Source organism: Nocardia sp. GP40 (assembly GCF_050434125.1).
Classification (GTDB): domain Bacteria; phylum Actinomycetota; class Actinomycetes; order Mycobacteriales; family Mycobacteriaceae; genus Nocardia; species Nocardia albiluteola.
Map to the genome: position 1 here is coordinate 13,471 of NZ_JBNPVW010000021.1, position 19,053 is coordinate 32,523.

The following is a 19,053-nucleotide window of genomic DNA, read 5'->3' on the forward strand; positions in this document are numbered from 1 at the left end:
CTCCGGTGACTGTACGTCGCATGATCCCGGCGGCTATTCTCGGTGCGTCGTGACCCGAAGGGCGTGGATATCGAGGAGGTTTGGTGTCGAACGACCGGCCGGCACCGGAGGGTGTCGATCCGACCAAGCCGAACGCCGCCAGAATCTACAACTATCTGCTGGGCGGCAAGGACAATTACGAGGCGGACCGGATGGTGGCGCAGCGCATGCTGTCCATCGCGCCGGACAATCGGACACTGGCCACGCTCAGCCGCGCGTTTCTGACGGGTTCGGCAAAGATGGCCGCCGAGAAGGGAATTCGGCAGTTCGTCGATATCGGGTCCGGCATTCCAGCCTCGCCCAGCGTGTACGAGACGGTCATGGCGGTCGATCCCGACTCCCGGCTGGCCTCCATCGATTACGACCCGGTCGTCATCGCGCACACCAACGCGATGTTCTGCGATCTGCCCGGTGTCACGCCGATGCTGGGCGACTTCCGCGAACCCGACGACATCATCGCGCGGCTGCCCGAGGCGGGCATAGACCTGTCCGAGCCGATCGCGCTACTGCTCGTCGGCCTCCTGCACTTCGTGCTCGAGGACGAGAAGCCGGCCGAGGTGATGGCCCGACTCCACGAGGTGATGGCGCCGGGCAGCTACGTGGCATTCACGCACGGCGCCACCGAGAGCGATGAGACGTGGGTGCAGCAGACCGTGACCGACACCGTGGGCAGCACCGCCCAGTTCGTCTTCCGGTCCCGCGCCGACGTGGCCACGATCTTCAAGGGTTTCGACCTGCTCGACCCCGGGATCGTGCCGGTCCAGCAGTGGCTCAGCGACGACCTTCCCGACACCCGGATGGTGGTACTCGGCGGTATCTGCCGAAAGCCGTAGGGCCCGAACGCTATCGATACGCCCGGAGATTGCCGAAGTAGTTGCACGACGCTCCGCCTACCGATAGCCTGCGCCCTGACAATCCGATGCGGCCCGCGCCGGTGGGGCCTCACTCTTTCGCATCTCATCACAGGGAGCGCTGCGCGTGCGAGTCTTCAGATGGGCACGAACCATATTCGCCGCAATCATGCTGTGCTGCTTCGCAACCGGCGTGGCGGCCGCCGACAACGGCTCGGCCCCGGCGTCCTGCCGCTCCTTTCCGATCGCGGTGCCGCAGGGCCGATTGGCCGCGACCCTCTGCACGCCACCGGGCGGGTCGCGCACCGTCATGGTGTTGATGTCGGGCTCCAATTTCAACGGCACCTACTGGGATTTCCCGTACGAGCCGCAGATCTACAACTTCCGCCGGGCGATGAACGCGGCCGGGTACGCCACGCTCGTGGTGGACCGGCTCGGCAACGGCGCGAGCACCCATCCGCAGAGCGAGACGTTGACGGCCACCGGCACCGCGCAGGACCTGCACGTCATCGTCCAGGACGCCAAGCACGGACTCGACGGCGCCGCGCCGTTCGGCAAGGTCGTCACCGTCGGGCACTCGCTGACCTCCGGCACCTCCGTCATGGAGTCCACCGCGTACCACGACGCCGACGGCCTACTGCTGACCGGTTATTCGCACGCGGTGAACGTCCCGGAGACCCTGAGCGTGATCGCCACCTACCACTCGGCCACCAGCGATCCCGAATTCGCCGGGCGCGGACTGGATCCGGGTTATCTGACGACGCGACCGGGTACGCGCGTGCACGACTTCTTCGATCCCGGCGATATCGACCCGGCGGTGCTCGCACTGGACGAAAAGGATAAAGAGGTCTTTTCCCTCACCGAATACCCGGACGGAATGGTCTCCACACTGCCCGGCATGTCCAATTTCATCACCGTTCCGGTTCTCATCGTCGTCGGCGCACGGGACCGGATGCTCTGCGGCGCGAACTACGCCAGCTGCGCGAGCTCGGCCACCATGCAGGCCGAGGAGGCACCGTTCTTCGGTCCCGCGGCGCGGCTGCGCACGTTCGTGTTGCCGGGCAGCGGCCACGGGGTGAACCTGGCGCGCAACACCCAGGCCTATCACGCCGCCGTCGTCGACTGGGCGAATTCCACCATCGGAAAGTAGTCTCCGGCTGGTGTTCCCCAGTGGCACAGCACAAGACGCAATCACACCGTTGGAGGCCGGAGGAAATATGAGCACGCCCGCTGACTTGACACTCGACCGGCTCCGGCAGGATCTGCGGGAGTTCGCGCGCCTGTCCGAGGCGCGCTACGTGCCCGCTGCGGTGGATCCGGTCCTGGACGCCCTGGCCGAGCTGTGGACAAGCTCGTGGATCGGAGTGCGAACCACCACGCATCCGGTCGGGCAGCGCGAAGTCAGTGCCCGGCTGATGAATTCGAGTCCGACCGCCGATCCGGTGGGCACCCTGCGCGACGCCGGGCTGCTCACCTTCACCGGGCATCCGATGGAAAAACTGCTGACCGAGATCCCCGCCGCCGTACCGGTGCGCTGGGGTGTGGATCTCGCGGTCGCGACCGGCGTGCAGAAGATCTGGCTGGTGTTTCCCGAACTGCTCACCGTGCGGCGGATGCTCGGGTTCTCCGGCGTACCCGCCGCCGCGGGCACGCACGCCGAGCATCTGACCCGCTACGGCGGCGACATCGGCATGATGGCAATAGATTTCGTCAGCCACACCATGAACTGGTACTCCCGCGTGCTCACCCCGGGCGAGCTCACGCCGTCCGACATCGTCACCATCCTGCGCGAGCTGAACTTCGCCCCGGCCGCCGATGAGGAGCTGGCCCTGTTCGCCAGGACGTTCAACGCCTATCGCACCTTCTCCTGGAACTCGCCCGACATCCAGCGCATCTGCTTCCCGGTGCGCAGCGATGCCGCCGGCTTCCCCACCCACCTGGACCCCGTACTCGAGCGCTTCGTCACCGGAGCCCCGTATGCGGACACCGGCCCCCGCGGATTCGTGTTCTACACCGCCTACGGTCCGACCGGCCGGTACTACAAGGTGCAGGCCGACTACACCTCCGCGCTGAACGCGACCTTCCCCGGTGGCACGCGTCCGCCGATGCAATGAGGCGCCGCGTTACGGCACAAATAGGACAGAGGATCTCGCCCGGTGAGTTGGCTGATTTCGGGCCCGGCAGGCTAGCATGGTCACAGATGTTGTAGGCGATTGTGCCTGCGCAAGTGCCGGTCTGACATGCGCCGGTAGCCACAGGACACAGCGGAGAAGGTCCCATGACGGCAGATCCGGCGTGGAAAGAGATCGCCACCTCGCCCGTAGCTCAGCGCGGCCCGACGGCACTGCGGATCATGGTCGGCGGTCAGCTACGCAAACTGCGCGAGGCCCGCGGGATCACGCCGCAGCAAGCCGGCGACCGCATTCGCGGCTCGCACGCCAAGATCAGCAGGCTCGAGCTCGGCCGGACCGGATACAAGGAACGCGATGTCAGCGATCTGCTGACCCTGTACGGCGTCGTCGACCCCGAGCAGCGCGAGTCCTTCCTGAAGCTTGTTCGCATGGCCAACGACCAGGGTTGGTGGCACGGCTACAGCGACTTGCTCCCCTCCTGGTTCGAGAACTATCTCGGGCTCGAGGGCGCCGCGCAATGGATCAGAACCTATGAGGGACAACTGGTTCCGGGCCTGCTGCAGACCGACGACTACGCGCGGGCGGTCGTCACGATGGCGCACAACGATCACGACGTGATCCGCCGCGTCGAGCTGCGGCGCAAGCGTCAGGCCATTCTCGACATACCGGGCGGTCCCTCGCTGTGGGCGATCCTGGACGAATCGGTGTTGCGCCGGCCCGTCGGCGGGCGGGCCGTGCTGCGGGCCCAGCTCGAACATCTGCTGAAGATGTCACATCATCGGAATATCACCATTCAGGTGCTCCCGTACGCGGACAGCAGCCAGGCCGCCGTGGCCAGCTCGTTCGCCATCCTGCGCTTCGCCGAGGAACAGCTCCCCGATATCGTTTACCTGGAACAGATTTCGAGCGCGCTGTACCTCGACCGGCCGCAGGATCTCGAAACGTACCGCCACGTCATGGACTGCCTCAGCATCGAGGCTGCCTCGCCGGTCGCGTCGCGCGCGCTGCTGGCCGCCGCGGCCGAGCAGCTGAAGTAACGCCGCTCAGCTCCAGACGCCGCTGTCGACCACCCAGATACCGTGGTCGCCCTGGGTCGCGGGTTGCACTAGATGCAGCGCGACCTTGCCGCCGTCCTGATTGGTGACGAACACGACCATCGGTGCGCCGGTACTGGTTTGCACGCTGGTCCACCCGAATCGGTTCTGCACAAAGGACTTTGCGACCTGCACGCGATCCAGGCGCCACGGCTGGTGGCCACCGTTCACGGCAGTTTGCAGATCGGCGGCCTGCGCGGCGGTCAACCCCTCACCGGTGAAGGTGGTTCCGGGCGCGGGACGACCCGTGACCGGCTGCTGCGAGGTGGTCGCCGGGACGGACGTGATCGGCTGCGGGGCAACGGAATCCGAGGGAATTGCCTGGTCCTGCGAGGAGAGCCCGGGCGAAGTCTCCGGTGCCGGTGAAGCATTCGGCCCGGACGGAGTATCCGACGAGGTGACGGCGGTCGAGGACGTGGTGGACGTCGGCGCCGTTGTGGTCGAGCATCCGCCCATCACCGCCGCACCGGCAAGCACTCCCACCAGCATTGCCGCCGCTCGATGCGAAAACCGGCCGAGAAGGCGATCGGTTCGGTCGGTCATGGTGTACCCCCGGTCGGTTCGGCGTGAGATCCGCGTGGATCATTGTCCTGATTTCGCACCACCGAACCGCATCGTTACCCCGGCAACGCGACGGGCCGGCCGTCCGGCGCGCAGGCCGGCCACATGTCGGTGAGCCACGCCTGCTCGGCAGCACCCATCACATCCCGGTGCGCCCGGACCTCACGCACCAAACCGAACAGTGCGATCACCCCGCGCGCCGTCGAGATGGCGCCCGAGATATGCATTTCCCGGCTGCCGCACAGCTTTCCACGGGAGGAAGATGAGGGAACGGACCGGACGATCGGAGACGGCATGGACAGGGACGAGACCGGCGCGGCCGCGCTGCCCGAGGCGGTCGCATGACGTCACATCCGCGGGCGGCATCGGACCGGGACGGCTTCGCGGCCGACACCGAGCGGTTCCGCCGGGAGTTGCTGGCGCACTGCTACCGCATGGTCGGCTCGGCACACGACGCGGAGGATCTGGTGCAGGAGACCTATCTGCGGGCATGGCGGTCCTATGCCGGGTTCGAGGGCCGCGCATCGATGCGGACCTGGCTCTACCGCATCGCCACCAACGTCTGCCTGACGGCACTGGGGTCACAGCGGCCCCGGATGGTGCCCTCGGGGCTGGCGGGCCCGTACGACGGCCCAGAGCGCGCACCGAGTCCTCTTGCACAGGAACAGGTTTCGTGGCTCGAGCCGCTGCCGGACGAATGGATCGCCCCGCCGCAGGACGATCCAGAGGCGGTGACGGTCGCCCGCGAGTCGGTGCGGCTGGCCCTCATCGCGAGCCTGCAGCATCTGCCCGCCCGCCAGCGCGCGATCCTCATCCTGCGCGATGTGCTGGCGTTCTCGGCGGCCGAGACCGCCGAGGTGCTCGACACGACCACGGCGGCGGTCAAGAGCGGCCTGCAGCGCGCCCGCGCCCGGCTGGACGAGCTCGGGCCGGAGCCCGACACCCTGCTCGAACCGGCCGACCCGCGGGCCCGCGCGCTGCTCGATGGGTATATCGCCGCCTTCGAGCGCTCCGACGCCTCCCTGCTGGAGCACGTGCTGCGCGCGGACGCCACGCTGGAGGCGACGCCGTTCGGCGATTGGCAGGCGGGCCGGGTGGCGTGCATCCACATGCTCGACAGCTACGTACTCGGCGCGCCCGGCGATTGGCGCATGGTCGCGACCACCGCCAACGGCCAGCCCGCCGCCCTCACCTACCGCCGGGATCCGGACGGCGTGCTGCGCGGGTACGGGGCGGTGGTGCTCGCCGCCACCGCCACCGGCATATCCCGCGTGATCGCCTTCCACCATCGCTCGCTGGCCGCGGCGTTCGGCCTCCCGGACGTGCTCGCCGATCCCGTCGAGCCCGTCCGGTCAGGGCAGTAGGGCCAGCTTGCCGACGGTCGCGCGACTCTCCAACTCCGCCAGTGCCTTCGGGCCGTCGGCCAGGGCGTATCCGGTGGGCTGCCCGGGGGTGATCACCCCCGCGGCGATGAGCGCGAACAGCTCGGTCATAACCTCGCCGAAGACCCGTGGCGCGGCCTGGATCAACGTCCCGATATTGAGGCCGATGATGTGAACCTGGTACTCGTACACCAGTTCCCAGTTGGTGAGCGCGGCGTCACCGCCCGCCGCGCCGAACACCACCACGCGCCCGGTCACCGGCTTGGCGGCGGCCAGACTCGCATGAAAGCCCAAGCCACCCACCGACGCCAGTACCAGATCGACGCCGGCGCCGCCGGTCAGCCGCGACACCTCGGCGGCAAGATCGCCTGCGCGGGAATCCACTACGTGGTCCGCACCCAACGCCCGCACGATCTCGTGCTTGCCCGCCGACGCGGCGGCAATGACCGTCGCGCCGTAGTGCTTGGCCAGGCGCACCGCGACCTGGCCGGTTCCGCCCGCCGCGGCGTGAATCAGCACGGTCTGCCCGGCGGCGATGCCGCCCAGCGGTTTGAGCGCGGCCAGCGCCGTGGGCCAGCTCACCGTCAGGCCCAGGGCCTGTTCCGCGGTCCAGCCCGCGGGCACCGGCACCGCCGCGGCGGCGGGCATCGTCATGTACTCGGCGAAGGCGCCGTACCCGATGCCGATGACGCGGGCGCCGGGCCCGATCCCGGTGACCCCCTCGCCCGCGGCGACAACCTCACCGGCGGCCTCGAAGCCCGCCAGATAGGGCGGCCGGGGGTTGTTCCCGGACGCTCCGCGGGTCTGGGAGACGTCGCGGTAGTTGACTCCGGCGGCGGCGACGCGGATCAGCACCTCGCCCGGTCCGGGGACCGGTACCGGGGCGTCGGTGATCAGCTGCATGTCCTGCGGGCCGTGCAGCGACATCTGCCGCAGGGCGCGCATGGTGGTGGGGATGCTCATGACATACGGACCCGAACCGTCCCCGAAAGGAATCGACGCCGAGCCGATTGTCGATTTCGGTCCTCGTGGTGCGTCGTACAGACGACACTACAAAGGGTTGCGGCGGCGGCCGGGCCACGAACGACGCGAGAGGATCCGGGATGAAGGCCATTCGCCTGCACGCACCGACGGGCATCGAGGGACTCGTCTACGAGGACGTGCCCGACGCCCAGCCCGGCCTCAACGACGTGCTGATCAAGGTCGCGGCGTGCGGCATCACGCACAACGAGCTCGATTGGCCGGTATGGAAGTGCCGGGCCGGTCACCCGCGCGCGGGAATCATTCCGGGCCACGAGGTCTCGGGAGTGGTGGTCACGCTGGGCTACGGCACGGCCGGATTCGCGGTTGGCGACGAGGTTTTCGGGCTGGCCGACCAGCTGCGCGACGGCGCGGCCGCGGAATACATTGCGGTGGAGGCCCGCAACCTCGCCCGCAAGCCGCGCACCCTGGATCACGTTCAGGCCGCGGCGGTTCCGCGCGCGGGCCTCACCGCGTGGCAGGCCCTGTTCGATCACGGCGCCCTCACCAAGGGCAAGACCGTGGTCGTGCACGGCGCGGGCGGCGCGGTCGGGTCGATGGCGGTGCAGCTGGCGCGGTGGGCCGGAGCGCGGGTGATCGGCACCGGACGTGAGCATTCCCGTTCCCTGGCAATCGAACTCGGCGCCGACCGCTACCTCGCGCTGGACACCGCCGATCGCCTCGAGGATGTCGCGGGCGAGGCCGACCTGGTCGTGGACACCATCGGCGGGGAGGTGCTCACCGGCTCGTCGGTCCTGCTGCGCCCCGGCGGAATACTGGTCACGATCAAGGCCGCCGCGGAGTTCCCGACCGACCGGGACGACATCACGAAGGTCGTCTTCGTCCAGGTGGCCGACCGCGCGCAGCTGAGCGAGCTCGCCCGCCTGATCGACGAGGGGCACCTGCGCCCGCAGCCCGGCTCGGTGTACCCGCTGGCCGACGCCGTCGCCGCGTTCACGGCGAAGGCGGCGGGCGGCCTGCCCGGCCGGACCGTACTGCGTCCCTGATCGGCCCGCTCGACTGCCGTCGGGGCGTTCATCGTGAAGGCCATGAGCGCCCAGCCAGCAGACCGTGCTGCACCCCGATCGACCCACTCGACCACCCTCGCGGTGTTCATCGCGAGGGCCGCGGGCACCCCGGCCGGCCGCACCGTGCCACGTCCCGATCGGCCGCTGCATGTGCGGCGCTGGTCGCGGCGCGGCCGTCCGGTCTCGCCGGAATTCTCGGATCGTGCGCGATTCACGTATCGGGCGTGAGATCCGGAGCGAGCGCATACGCTGGCGACCGTGGACTTGCTGGTTGGCATCGATCTGGGGACCGGAAGCAGCAAGGGGGTCCTGGTCCGGCCGGATGGGGTCGTGGTCGCCGAACATCAAATAGCACACGAGATTTCGCTGCCCCGGCCCGGATGGGCCGAGGTGGATCCGGTGGGGATGTGGTGGGCCGAGGTCGGCGCGATCAGCCGGGCCCTGGTGGCCGCCGCGCCGCGTGCGGCACATATCGCCGGACTGTGCGTCAGCGGCGTCGGCCCCTGCCTGGTGCTCTGCGACGAGCACCTCGATCCGGTACGGCCGGCCATCCTGTACGGCATCGACTCCCGGGCCTCGGCCGAGATCACCGCCCTCACCGCCGAGTTCGGCGCGCAGGAGATCCTGCGGTCGGCCGGCAAATCGCTGTCCAGCCAGGCGGTGGGACCGAAGATCGAATGGGTGCGCCGCCACGAGCCCGAGGCGATGGCGCGTGCTCGGCGCTGGTACGGCTCCAACTCCTTCATCGTGGCCAAGCTGACCGGTGAATACATCCAGGATCATCACACCGCCAGCCAGTGCGATCCGCTCTACGCCCTGCGCGACTTCGATTGGCACGCGGAGTGGTCCGGGCGCATCCTGGGCAGTCTGCCGCTGCCCCGTCTCGTGTGGCCGGGCGAGACCGTCGGCGCCCTCACCCCCGACGCGGCCGCGCACACCGGGATTCCCGCCGGCACCCCGGTCGTGGCGGGCACGGTCGACGCCTACGCCGAGGCATTCAGCGTCGGGGTGCGCAATCCCGGCGATCTGATGCTCATGTACGGCTCCACCATGTTCCTGGTGCAGGTGCTGGAGAAGTACCACACCAATCCGGCGCTGTGGACGACCGCGGGCGTCGAACCGGGCACGTTCACGTTCGCGGCAGGCACCTCGACCGCGGGCAGCCTCACGCAGTGGCTGCAGAAGGTCACCGGCGGGGCGCCGTTCGAGGAGCTGATGGCCGAGGCGGAGGCGGTGCCACCGGGCTCCGAGGGCCTGATGGTGCTGCCGTACCTGGCCGGCGAGCGCACCCCGGTCTTCGATCCGGACGCCCGCGGCGTGTTCGCCGGGCTGACATTGCGGCACGGGCGCGGTCATCTCTTCCGCGCCTCGTACGAGGGCATCTCGTTCGGCATCCGCCAGATCCTGGAGATGTTCGACGACGCGGGTTCACCGGCCGTCCGCGCGGTCGGGGTCGGCGGCGGGCTGCACAGCACGGTATGGACGCAGGCACTCAGCGACATCACCGGACTGACCCAGCTGCTGCCGGAGCAGACCATCGGCGCCAGCTACGGCGACGCGCTGCTCGCCGCGATCGGGGTGGGACTCGTTGCGCCCGAGACGGATTGGGCCCGCATCGCGCGAGAGGTAGCGCCGGATCCCGACGCTCGCGCGCGCTACGACGAGCTCTACGCGACCTGGCGGGAGCTGTACCCGGCGACCCGCGAGCAGATACATCGGCTGGCCGCATTCGGCTGAGCGGCTCCGCGCCGAATCCGTAAGCGCCCGTCAGGAAGCGGGGCACCATACGGCGAGCTCGGCGCCGCCGGGTTCGCGGAAGTGGAACCGGCGGCCGCCGGGAAAGTCGAAGGGTTCGACCGTGACGACGCCGCCCGCGGCCTCGATCGTCTCGCGCGCCTCCGGCAGATCATCGGTGCGGATGGTGACCAGCGGTGCGGCGGCCTGCTCGGCCGCATCGGCCTGGAAGCCCAGCGTGATGCCGCCGCCCTGCACGTCGGCGTAGGTGGGTCCGTACGCGGTGGCGGTCCAACCGAAGGCCTTCTCGAAGAAGGCACTCGACGCGCCCGCCGAGCCGGACGGGAACTCGATGAAATCGATGGTGAACATGGACCATACGATAGCCAGGGGGACCGACAGATTCGCTTCCCCGAGACGCGGCCCCCGCGTGCCGAAACCGTGACTCGCCGATCCCGGGGAATGGGTATTTCTCCGGTATGAGAAACACCGCTTCACCCGGCTCGACGGGCCGGCGGCCCTGGTACGCCGACCTCGAGGAGGCCGAGGCCCGGGGCGCCCACGGCAGCGCCGGAATCGGATACTTCGACTGCGACTGCGACATCTGCCGCCACCGGCACCACGAGCGGCCGTTCTGATCGCGACCGCCGCCCGCACCCGCGTGTGCCGCCGTCCAGCAGTGCACGCGGTGCTCTTGCGCGGCCCGGACAGCCGGATCGAGCGGCCGCCAACCGTCAACGGAGGACGGACTCGAACGGCGGCCCGTCGAGGAGGCTACGACATGCCCGCCGGATCTGCGCCACAATCGATTCGCGATCGTCGAGGCCGGCCTCCCAGTACATGATGAGCCACTCAGCGCCGGCGAATCCAGACCCCTGGCCAGCGCCTCGGCGGCGATCATCGGCAGGTCCTCGGGATACACCTCGCCCACCGCGAACAGGTCGGCTGCCGCCCGAAGTTCCTCCGTGCAAGCCAGCCTGCGCGCGAACCGAATCCGGGTCAACCGAATTCGCCGCGCCGACGGTTTCCGGTCCCCGGTCCGCGGAAAATGGGATGCGATGCATCAATACTGGCCCGTACCATCTCTTTTCGTGCCCGGTGCGTAGGCAGCGGTTACTTCGACTCTTAATCGGCGGGTTGCGGGTTCGAGTCCCGCCCAGGCTTCGCGGCCTGGTAGCTCAATGGCAGAGCAGCATGTTCCGTCGCCGACCTGGATCTCGGGCACACCCCTCGCTGCACGTGCGAATCGGCGGCGCCGCGACGGCGCCGAAATCCCGCCGCGGCGGCGCCCGGTGCGCGGGCAACAGGTACTTCGGGTTTCACATCCTGGAACGGGTCGCCCCGGTGACCAACTCCCCTGCTGCCGAACAGATCTCGGGCCCGCTTCGCGGGAATTCGTTTGCGACCCACATTTCCGGCCGCTATCGTTTCGAGTGCGCCCGGTGCGCAGGTAGCGGTTACTTCTCGGACGAAAGGGTCGCGGGTTCGAATCCCGCCCGGACTTCGGTCCGCGTAGCTCAGCCGGCAGAGCATTTCGCAAATACCGCCACCGCCGGGATCTCGGGCGCACATCTTCGTCTCACCCGCCACCGGCCCTTCACGCCGGTCGGCTCGGGTGCCATCGCAGATTCCCTCTCCGACTTCGCGATTCGCGCACAGGCGTACACACACGTTCGTTGCCGACCGGGCGCCATCCTCGTCCGGGGCACTGCCTTCCGAAACAAATGAGATGCGGCCAATTCGGCAGCGCGCTACCGTAACTACCACGCCCGGTGCGCAGGAAACGGTTACTTCTGGCATATCAGGTTCGACTCCTGTCCGGATTCCAGGAATCCGGTCGGCTCGCAAGAGCCGGTTACCGTTGCCGATTTGTTCTCGGGCGCTATAGTTTCGCACCTCCCGGTGCGGGGCCCACGGTTACTTCGAACTGCAATTCACCAAGTCCGTGGGCAATTCGATCTCGGGAGGCCTGTGCATCAGCCCGATGCGCCGACGACGGATGCTCCCGGATTGTCGAATCACGGAGCGCCGGTTCGAATCCGGCCGCCGCCCGACAAGCGGCGATGTCGTTGCGTTCCCAGGCCGCGCTCGCCTCCCCGCACGACATGGGGGAATTCCTGTGAGCAAGTTCAATTCCGGACGCCTGCGCGCCGCCGCGACCTCGGCGGTGAAGTCCGCACGCACGCCGACCGGACGCACCTACGAGGGCGCGCCCGGCTACGAGCGCACGCCGCAGGGTGAACTTTTCCTGCTCGCGGTATCGAACATGTTGGGCGAGAACACCTTCTACGAGACCTCCGGCGCACGCGACGACCGCTACGCGGTGCTGGTGCGCGAGAACACCCTCGCCGATCCCGAGTGGACCGCACGCCTGCTGCGCTGGCTGCGCACCTCGGCGAATATGCGCACCGCCGCACTCGTGGGCGCGGCCGAGTTCGCGCAGGCCCGACTTTCGGCCGGACAGTCCGGAATGAGCCGTCAGGCAATCGATTCCGTGCTGCAGCGCGCCGACGAGCCGGGTGAGCTGATCGCCTACTGGTTCGCCACCTACGGGCGGGCGCTGCCCAAGCCGGTCAAGCGCGGCATCGCCGACGCGGCCCGGCGTCTCTACGACGAGCGCGCCCTGGCCAAGTGGGATTCCACCGCACACGCGGTGCGCTTCGGCGACGTGCTCGACCTCGCGCACCCGGCACCCATGGCCGACAAGCCCTGGCAGGGTGAGCTTTTCGCGCACGCACTGGACCGGCGCCACAACCGGGGCACCGCGCCCGGCGAGGGCCTGCGGATCCTGCGCGCCCGCACGGAACTGCTCGCCATGCCGGTGGCGGATCGCCGGACGTTGTTCGACGACGCCGAGCGGGCCCGCGAAGCGCTGCGCGGCGCGGGCATGACCTGGGAGTCGGTGGCCGGCTGGCTGCAGGGCCCGATGGACGCGCGCGTCTGGGAGGCCCTGATCCCGTCGATGGGTTACATGGCGCAGTTGCGTAACCTGCGCAATTTCGACGAGGCCGGGGTATCCGACGAGGTCGCCGCGGAGGTAGCGGCCAAGCTCGCCGATCCCGAACAGGTCGCGCGCTCGCGGCAGCTGCCGATGCGGTTCCTGTCGGCGTACCGCGCCGCGCCGTCGCTGCGCTGGGGCCATGCCCTCGAGCGGGCGCTGGGCCACTCGCTGGCCTCGGTGCCCACGCTGTCCGGGCGCACCCTGGTGCTGGTGGACACGTCGAGCTCGATGAACGCGGGCTTCTCCCGCGACGGCGCGCTGCGCCGCTGGGACGCCGCGGTCGTCTTCGGGCTCGCGCTGGCGAGCCGGTGCGAGCGGGCCGACGTCGTCTCGTACTCGTGGGGCGAGGGTGACGCGGGCAGCCGGGTGTTCACCCAGCGGCGGGGCGAGTCGCTGCTGCGTGCGGTCGAGCGGTGGAAGGCCGGCGGCTACTTCATCGGCGGCGGCACCGATACGGCCGGCGCGGTGCGGGGGCACTTCGCGCGGCACGATCGCGTGGTGATCCTCACCGACGAGCAGGCCACCGGTGGCAACGTCGACCGGGCACTGCCCGCCGCGGTGCCGCTGTACACCTGGAATCTGGCGGGGTACCACCTCGGTCATGCCCCCAGCGGGTCGCACAACCGGCACGTCTTCGGCGGCCTGTCCGACAAGGCGTTCGCGATGATCGGTCTGCTGGAGGCCGGCGCCCGCGCCGACTGGCCGTTCTGACGGCGGTGTCCGGCAACTCGAATCGAGTTGCCGGACACCGTAGGTCGACTACGACCGCGCGGAAGCCGCAGTGCGCGTATGTATCACGGCGGTGACGACCGCGGCCAACACAATGGCGGCAGCCGCACAGGCCGCGGTGGTGGCCCATCCGAGCCAGCTGACCGCCGCCGCGCCGAACGCCGTCCCGAAGCTGCCGCCGATGAAATAGACGATCATGTACGCGCTGTTGAAACGGGCCGGGGCGCCGGGATCGATGGCCAGCACCGTGCTCTGATTCGCCACCTGCGCGGCGAACAGTCCGGCATCGAACAGGCCCAGGCACAGCAGGGTGATTGCCGTATTCGACAGGAACACCGCAAGAATCACCGTGCTGACGACGGCCAGCGCCAGGCCGATCAGGATCACCCGGCGGGCGCCGACGCGATCGGTCCACGTCCCCGAAATCCGGGTGGCGGCGACGCCGAGCAGCCCGGCGAAGGCGTACAGGCCGATTCGTTCGGGCGAATAGGAGAACGGCGGCTGGGACAGCGCGACCGAGAGCCCCGCCCAGATCGTGCAGAAGGCGAAGAACCACAGCGTGCCCCGACCGGCGGCCAGCCGCAGCACCGGATACCGGGTGTACAGGGCGGGCATTCCGCGCAGCGTCGCAAGATAGCCGCGCGTCGCAGTTCCCGCCGCCGCCGGCAGCACCGGGCGGGTGACCGAGGCGAGAACGAGACAGACGACGGCGAAAACGACGAGCATGCCCCGCCACCCGATGACATTCGCCAGCCACCCACCCGCGATGCGTCCGGCGAGGACCCCGGACGAAATTCCGGCGGTCACGATCCCGAGAACGGTGGCTCGCCGATGCGAGTCCGCGAATCGTCCCGCGACCGAACTCAATTGGGCCCCGATCGCCGAACCAGCCCCGATCACGAAGATCGCCGCACCGAGCAGCCACGCCGATCGCACCGCCGCCGCACCCATTAAAGCCACTGCCAGAGCACCGAATTGGGCCGACACCACCACCCGCGGCGCATACCGATCGACGAGCGGCACCAGCAGGGCCAGGCCGGCCAGATAGCCGACCGGTCCACCGGCCAACGCCGTTCCGACGGCCGCGACCGAGATATGCAGCGACCGTGCTACCTCCGCGATAGCCGGTTGCAACGGATAGATACTGGCCGTGCCGGTCGCGGCCGCCAGCGCCATGAACCACACGACAGGCGTCCGCAGCACCGCGACCCGGGTATCCGGAATGAGGTCGGTTTCCATGACACCGACGGTAGGAACGCCGGAATCATCCGGCTGGCGGCAATCGGACCACATAGTTCCGGGCCCGGATACGAGAAACGCACCCCCTCGACATGCGAGAGAGTGCGTCTCGAACCCGGTGCGGATGTCGCCGCGGCAGCTCAGGGGGCGCCGGGCGGTTCCGAGTTCGCGGCGGCCTCGGGCTTCGAGCCCGCGGCCGGATCCGCCTCCGTCTCCGTTTCGGCCGCACCCGGATCGGTGCCCTCGTCGGCGGCCTGGTCCGGCTCGGGATGCTCCGGGGAGAAGTCCGCGGGCAGGCCCTTGATGTGCTTGTTCATCGAGCGGATCAGCAGCACGGTGCCCGCCAGCAGGACCAGGATGATCACCAGGCCCAGCGGCGAGGCCTTGCCGAACTCCGGGCCGGTGGGGTTGGTGGTGGTGCCCTGCGCAAGGACGGTCAGAATCATCGGTCGGTGACCTCGGTGTGTGGGTCTTCGATACCGGCGAACAGGTCGGTCTCCGGGATCTCGGTGCGCACCCGCGTCTTGGCCAGCTCGAATTCCTCGGTGGGCCACAGCCGCTGCTGCATCTCCATGGGAATCGCGAAGAAGGCGCCGTTCGGGTCGATCTGGGTGGCGTGCGCGCGCAGGGCGTCGTCGCGCTGCGGGAAGTACTTGGAGCATTCGATCTGGGTGGTCACCCGGCCGAACATGTCGCCACGCTCGGCGGCCATCTTGCGGAACCGGTCCAGCCACTCCTGCATCGGGAACGGCTCGCCGATCCGCTCGTACTCCTCGGCGAAGGTCTCGATGCGCTGGATGCTGAAGCCGTGGTCGTAGTACAGCTTCAGCGGGGTCCACGGCTCGCCCGCGTCGGGGAAGCGCTCCGGATCCCCCGCCGCCTCGAACGCGGCCATCGACACCTTGTGGCACATGATGTGATCCGGGTGCGGGTAGCCACCGTTCTCGTCATAGGTGGTCATCACGTGCGGCCGGAACTCGCGAACGACGCGGACCAGCGCCTCGGTGGCCTCCTCGAGCGGCACCAACGCGAAGCAACCCTCCGGCAGCGGCGGCAGCGGATCGCCCTCGGGCAGGCCCGAGTCGACGAACCCCAGCCAGCGGTGCTGGACCCCGAGCGCCTTGGCGGCCTCGGCCATCTCCTCGCGCCGCACCTCCTCGATGCGGTCGAGGATGCCGGGCACGTCCATCGCCGGATTGAGGATCGACCCCCGCTCGCCGCCGGTCAGCGACACCACGAGGACGTCATCGCCCTCCGCGGCATACTTCGCGGTCGTCGCGGCGCCCTTGCTGGACTCGTCGTCGGGGTGGGCATGCACAGCCATGAGGCGGAACCCGCTCACTAGTTGCTCACCTCATTGCTCATCCGTTAGTCACCTCATCGCTCTCCGCCACACATTCGGGCAGGGGTGCCAGATCTCTCTCCCTATAGTTCCATCCGGCCCACATTTGTTCCGAGCTACCCCCCGGGGATGGTGCGTGGGCGGAGCTTGCGGAGCCCACGGGGTGGGTAAGTCACTGTGTCGCGGCTCTCGGCCACGCGGGGCCGCGCAACCGGGCGATACCCGCATGGGGCACCATCGACTGGTAGCGCACGGCGCGCTGAGATAGAGGAGCGAGCACATCATGACCGAGGCCGCACCCGAGACCGGACGGTCCGACACCGCGGCCCCGTCGCGCTCGCTCGGGGATCGCTACGGGACCACCCGCCGGCGCCGGACCCCGCGCTGGATGCCGCTCGCCCTGGGCGGCGTGGTCGTGGTGCTGGGCCTGGTCATCGCCTATCTCGGCTTCAAGCAGTTCGGACCCAAGGACGTCGACCCCGAACAGCTGGGCTACTCCGTCGTCAATGACTCCACCGTCGAGGCGCATTTCAAGGTCACCCGCACCCATCCCGAGCAGCCGGCGTTCTGTTTCGTCCGCGCGATGGACAAGGACGGCAACGAGGTCGGCCGCCGCGAGGTGCTGATCGTGCCCTCGAACAGCGGTACCGTGGAAATGAAGGTCACGGTGCGGAGCCTCGCCAAACCGGCGGCCAGCGATGTGTACGGCTGCGGCAGCCACGTACCCGCCTACCTGCGGGCGGGCTGAACCGGCCCATCCAGGCGCATCCGGCGAATCGCCTGGCAATCACCGCCCCGACCTGCACCTTTGCAAAACGTGGTAAAATGATGCGATACACGGTTCCGAACGCTCGGAGCCGTGTTTGCTGCATTGGCGGCCAGCGCTGTCGGTTCCCGGCACACAATGCCACACGGGAACAGGGCCTGTCGGGGTTCGACGGATATCCCCCAGGGATCGCTCTAGCCGTCCACTGTGGCCGTGCGCGCCCCAGGGTGGGGCGCATGTGGCTGCAGGTATTTGGGAATCCCGGTTAGCCGGGAACAACTACGAGGGAGTGATCGAGATGACTGAGACGCAAGTGACCTGGCTGACACCGGAGTCGCATGAGAGGCTCAAGGGCGAACTCGACGCGCTCATTGCCAATCGTCCGGTCATCGCGGCCGAAATCAACGAGCGCCGCGAGGAAGGCGACCTGAAGGAGAACGGTGGCTATCACGCGGCGCGCGAGGAGCAGGGTCAGCAGGAGGCCCGCATCCGCCAGCTGCAGGAGCTGCTGAACAACGCCAAGGTCGGCGTCGCGCCCACCAAGTCGGGCATCGCGCTGCCGGGTTCGGTCGTCAAGGTCTACTACGACGGCGACGAGACCGACACCGAGACGTTCCTGATCGCCACCCGCGAGGAGGGCCTGGGCGGCTCGAACCTCGAGACCTACTCGCCGAACTCCCCGCTGGGCGGGGCGCTCATCAACGCCAAGGTCGGCGAGACGCGGGAGTACACGCTCCCCAACGGCAACATCATGAAGGTGACGCTGGTCAGCGCGGAGCCCTACCACAGCTGACGCGCCCGGCCGGTCGGCAGCAGCCGGTCGAGCGCCGCTGCGAACCTCCGAAAACAACACAGCGGCCGCACCGTTTCCGGTGCGGCCGCTGTTGTCTTGTCGCGAGGTGATTACCCCAGCGCGCGCTCGATATCGGCGAGCAGGTCGCCGACGTCCTCGATGCCCACGGACAGGCGAACCAGATCCTCGGGCACCTCCAGCTCGGACCCGGCGGTCGAGGCGTGCGTCATCGCGCCCGGGTGCTCGATCAGCGACTCCACCCCGCCCAGGGATTCGGCGAGGGTGAAAAGCCTGGTGCGCGAGCAGAAGTCGAGCGCGGCCTGCCGACCACCGGCCAGCCGCACCGAGATCATGCCGCCGAAGCGCCGCATCTGCTTCTGCGCGACCGCATATCCCGGGTGGTTCGGCAGGCCCGGGTAGATGACCTGGGCGATGGCCGGATGTCCGGACAGGAACTCCGCGATCGTCTCGGCATTGTCGCAGTGCCGATCCATGCGCACCGCAAGGGTTTTGATGCCGCGCATGGTCAGGAAGGCATCCGTGGGGCCGGGCACCGCGCCGGCGCCGTTCTGCAGGAAGGCGAAGGCGGCATCGAGTTCGGGATCGTCGGTGATCAGCGCGCCGCCGACGACATCCGAGTGTCCGCCGAGGTATTTGGTGGTCGAGTGGATCACGATGTCGGCGCCCAGCAGCAGCGGCTGCTGCAGGTACGGGGAGGCGAAAGTGTTGTCCACCACCAGCTTCGCGCCGCCGGCGTGCGCGATCTCGGCCAGCGCGCCGATATCGCCGATGTTGAGCAGCGGATTGGTCGGCGTCTCCACCCAGACCAGTTTCGTGTTGGGGCGCAACGCATTACGCACCGCGTCCGGATCCGACACCCGCGCGACCGAGTATTCGATGCCCCACTGCGTGAAGACCTTGTCGATCAGCCGGAAGGTGCCGCCGTAGGCGTCGTCCGGGATCACCAGATGATCACCGGGCCGCAGCGTCGCGCGCAGCGCACAGTCCGTGGCCGCCATGCCGGAGGAGAAGGCCCGGCCGTGGCGCCCGGACTCCAGGGCGGCCAGGTTGGCCTCGAGCGCGGTGCGCGTCGGGTTGCCGGTGCGGGCGTACTCGAAGCCGCCGCGCAGCCCGCCCACGCCGTCCTGGGCAAAGGTGGAGCTGGCGTAGATCGGCACATTCACCGCACCGGTCTGCGGATCGGGCTCGTATCCGGCGTGCACGGCCCGTGTGGAGAACCCCAGCTGGTCATCGGTCATGGCTCACAGCCTAGGAGCGCTCCCCCTCGCCCGGCCCGCCGGGTGGCGCCGCCGGCTGCGGCGTTCGGTCGATCGGCCGGGTG

The 19,053-nt window shown here is 68.9% G+C and carries 20 protein-coding genes; 12 read left to right on the top strand and 8 right to left on the bottom strand.

Translation table 11 applies throughout. The features are described 5' to 3' along the window. Positions 1-83: 83 nt before the first annotated feature. The 4 genes from ABH933_RS40860 (at position 84) to ABH933_RS40875 (ending at position 4,059) form a co-directional block, all read left to right on the top strand. The gene (locus ABH933_RS40860) at positions 84-872 is read left to right on the top strand and encodes an SAM-dependent methyltransferase (protein ID WP_429427680.1); all 789 of its coding nucleotides are present in this window, start codon (positions 84-86) and stop codon (positions 870-872) included. Positions 873-1,017: 145 nt separating this feature from the next. Next, positions 1,018-2,040, top strand: coding sequence for an alpha/beta hydrolase (locus ABH933_RS40865; protein WP_429427678.1), 1,023 nt, complete (start codon positions 1,018-1,020; stop codon positions 2,038-2,040). A 67-nt stretch (positions 2,041-2,107) separates the two neighbouring features. Then, positions 2,108-3,004 carry an aromatic prenyltransferase gene (locus ABH933_RS40870; RefSeq protein ID WP_429427676.1) on the top strand — a complete coding sequence of 299 codons (897 nt, stop codon included), beginning with the start codon at positions 2,108-2,110 and terminating at the stop codon, positions 3,002-3,004. A 164-nt stretch (positions 3,005-3,168) separates the two neighbouring features. Beyond that, a complete protein-coding gene (locus tag ABH933_RS40875) occupies positions 3,169-4,059 on the top strand; it encodes a helix-turn-helix domain-containing protein (protein WP_429427674.1) in 891 nt (296 codons plus the stop codon). A 6-nt stretch (positions 4,060-4,065) separates the two neighbouring features. Here the strand turns inward: ABH933_RS40875 and ABH933_RS40880 are convergent, their stop codons facing one another. Both ABH933_RS40880 and ABH933_RS40885 read right to left on the bottom strand, forming a co-directional pair. Then, positions 4,066-4,659 carry a hypothetical protein gene (locus ABH933_RS40880; protein WP_429427672.1) on the bottom strand — a complete coding sequence of 198 codons (594 nt, stop codon included), beginning with the start codon at positions 4,657-4,659 and terminating at the stop codon, positions 4,066-4,068. A gap of 74 nt (positions 4,660-4,733) precedes the next feature. Then, the gene (locus ABH933_RS40885) at positions 4,734-4,904 is read right to left on the bottom strand and encodes a hypothetical protein (RefSeq protein ID WP_429427671.1); all 171 of its coding nucleotides are present in this window, start codon (positions 4,902-4,904) and stop codon (positions 4,734-4,736) included. A 114-nt stretch (positions 4,905-5,018) separates the two neighbouring features. Here ABH933_RS40885 and ABH933_RS40890 point away from each other — a divergent pair, with 114 nt between their 5' ends. Further along, on the top strand, positions 5,019-6,041 hold the full coding sequence (locus ABH933_RS40890) for a sigma-70 family RNA polymerase sigma factor (protein ID WP_429427669.1): 1,023 nt from the start codon (positions 5,019-5,021) through the stop codon (positions 6,039-6,041). On the opposite strand, the gene ABH933_RS40895 is transcribed toward ABH933_RS40890, so the two are convergent. Then, the gene (locus ABH933_RS40895; protein WP_429427667.1) at positions 6,030-7,022 is read right to left on the bottom strand and encodes an NADPH:quinone oxidoreductase family protein; all 993 of its coding nucleotides are present in this window, start codon (positions 7,020-7,022) and stop codon (positions 6,030-6,032) included. The two genes, ABH933_RS40890 and ABH933_RS40895, sit on opposite strands and share 12 nt — an antisense overlap. A gap of 140 nt (positions 7,023-7,162) precedes the next feature. Between ABH933_RS40895 and ABH933_RS40900 the strand changes: the two genes are divergently transcribed. From ABH933_RS40900 to ABH933_RS40910, 3 genes are read left to right on the top strand one after another with little or no spacing between them, the layout of a single operon-like run. Continuing rightward, complete coding sequence (locus tag ABH933_RS40900) at positions 7,163-8,086, top strand: NADP-dependent oxidoreductase (RefSeq protein ID WP_429427665.1); 924 nt, start codon at positions 7,163-7,165, stop codon at positions 8,084-8,086. A gap of 42 nt (positions 8,087-8,128) precedes the next feature. Continuing rightward, on the top strand, positions 8,129-8,335 hold the full coding sequence (locus tag ABH933_RS40905; RefSeq protein WP_429427664.1) for a hypothetical protein: 207 nt from the start codon (positions 8,129-8,131) through the stop codon (positions 8,333-8,335). A 30-nt stretch (positions 8,336-8,365) separates the two neighbouring features. Beyond that, positions 8,366-9,844, top strand: a complete 1,479-nt coding sequence (locus ABH933_RS40910) for an FGGY-family carbohydrate kinase (RefSeq protein WP_429427663.1) — start codon at positions 8,366-8,368, stop codon at positions 9,842-9,844. 30 nt (positions 9,845-9,874) lie between these two features. Here ABH933_RS40910 and ABH933_RS40915 read toward each other — a convergent pair whose 3' ends face one another. Then, entirely contained in the window at positions 9,875-10,213 is a 339-nt protein-coding gene (locus tag ABH933_RS40915) for a VOC family protein (protein WP_429427662.1), read from the bottom strand. A 107-nt stretch (positions 10,214-10,320) separates the two neighbouring features. Between ABH933_RS40915 and ABH933_RS40920 the strand changes: the two genes are divergently transcribed. Continuing rightward, positions 10,321-10,479 (top strand): hypothetical protein, encoded by a 159-nt coding sequence (locus tag ABH933_RS40920; protein WP_215923631.1) that lies wholly within the window; start codon positions 10,321-10,323, stop codon positions 10,477-10,479. Between the two features lie 1,481 nt (positions 10,480-11,960). Further along, positions 11,961-13,553: a TROVE domain-containing protein gene (locus ABH933_RS40925; protein ID WP_429427660.1), complete on the top strand. Its 1,593-nt coding sequence runs from the start codon at positions 11,961-11,963 to the stop codon at positions 13,551-13,553. A gap of 48 nt (positions 13,554-13,601) precedes the next feature. On the opposite strand, the gene ABH933_RS40930 is transcribed toward ABH933_RS40925, so the two are convergent. From ABH933_RS40930 to mca, 3 genes are all read right to left on the bottom strand, one after another. Further along, positions 13,602-14,810: an MFS transporter gene (locus ABH933_RS40930; protein WP_429427658.1), complete on the bottom strand. Its 1,209-nt coding sequence runs from the start codon at positions 14,808-14,810 to the stop codon at positions 13,602-13,604. Between the two features lie 140 nt (positions 14,811-14,950). Next, the gene (locus tag ABH933_RS40935) at positions 14,951-15,256 is read right to left on the bottom strand and encodes a hypothetical protein (protein WP_429427657.1); all 306 of its coding nucleotides are present in this window, start codon (positions 15,254-15,256) and stop codon (positions 14,951-14,953) included. Beyond that, positions 15,253-16,152 (bottom strand): mycothiol conjugate amidase Mca, encoded by a 900-nt coding sequence (gene mca, locus ABH933_RS40940; protein ID WP_215923628.1) that lies wholly within the window; start codon positions 16,150-16,152, stop codon positions 15,253-15,255. Before mca ends, ABH933_RS40935 begins: the two co-directional genes overlap by 4 nt. 283 nt (positions 16,153-16,435) lie before the next feature. Here mca and ABH933_RS40945 point away from each other — a divergent pair, with 283 nt between their 5' ends. Beyond that, positions 16,436-16,900 (top strand): DUF4307 domain-containing protein, encoded by a 465-nt coding sequence (locus tag ABH933_RS40945; protein ID WP_429427655.1) that lies wholly within the window; start codon positions 16,436-16,438, stop codon positions 16,898-16,900. A gap of 316 nt (positions 16,901-17,216) precedes the next feature. Continuing rightward, positions 17,217-17,711 (top strand): transcription elongation factor GreA, encoded by a 495-nt coding sequence (gene greA, locus ABH933_RS40950; protein ID WP_215923626.1) that lies wholly within the window; start codon positions 17,217-17,219, stop codon positions 17,709-17,711. A 110-nt stretch (positions 17,712-17,821) separates the two neighbouring features. Here the strand turns inward: greA and ABH933_RS40955 are convergent, their stop codons facing one another. Continuing rightward, on the bottom strand, positions 17,822-18,970 hold the full coding sequence (locus ABH933_RS40955) for a cystathionine gamma-synthase (protein WP_429427653.1): 1,149 nt from the start codon (positions 18,968-18,970) through the stop codon (positions 17,822-17,824). Positions 18,971-19,053 lie beyond the last annotated feature (83 nt).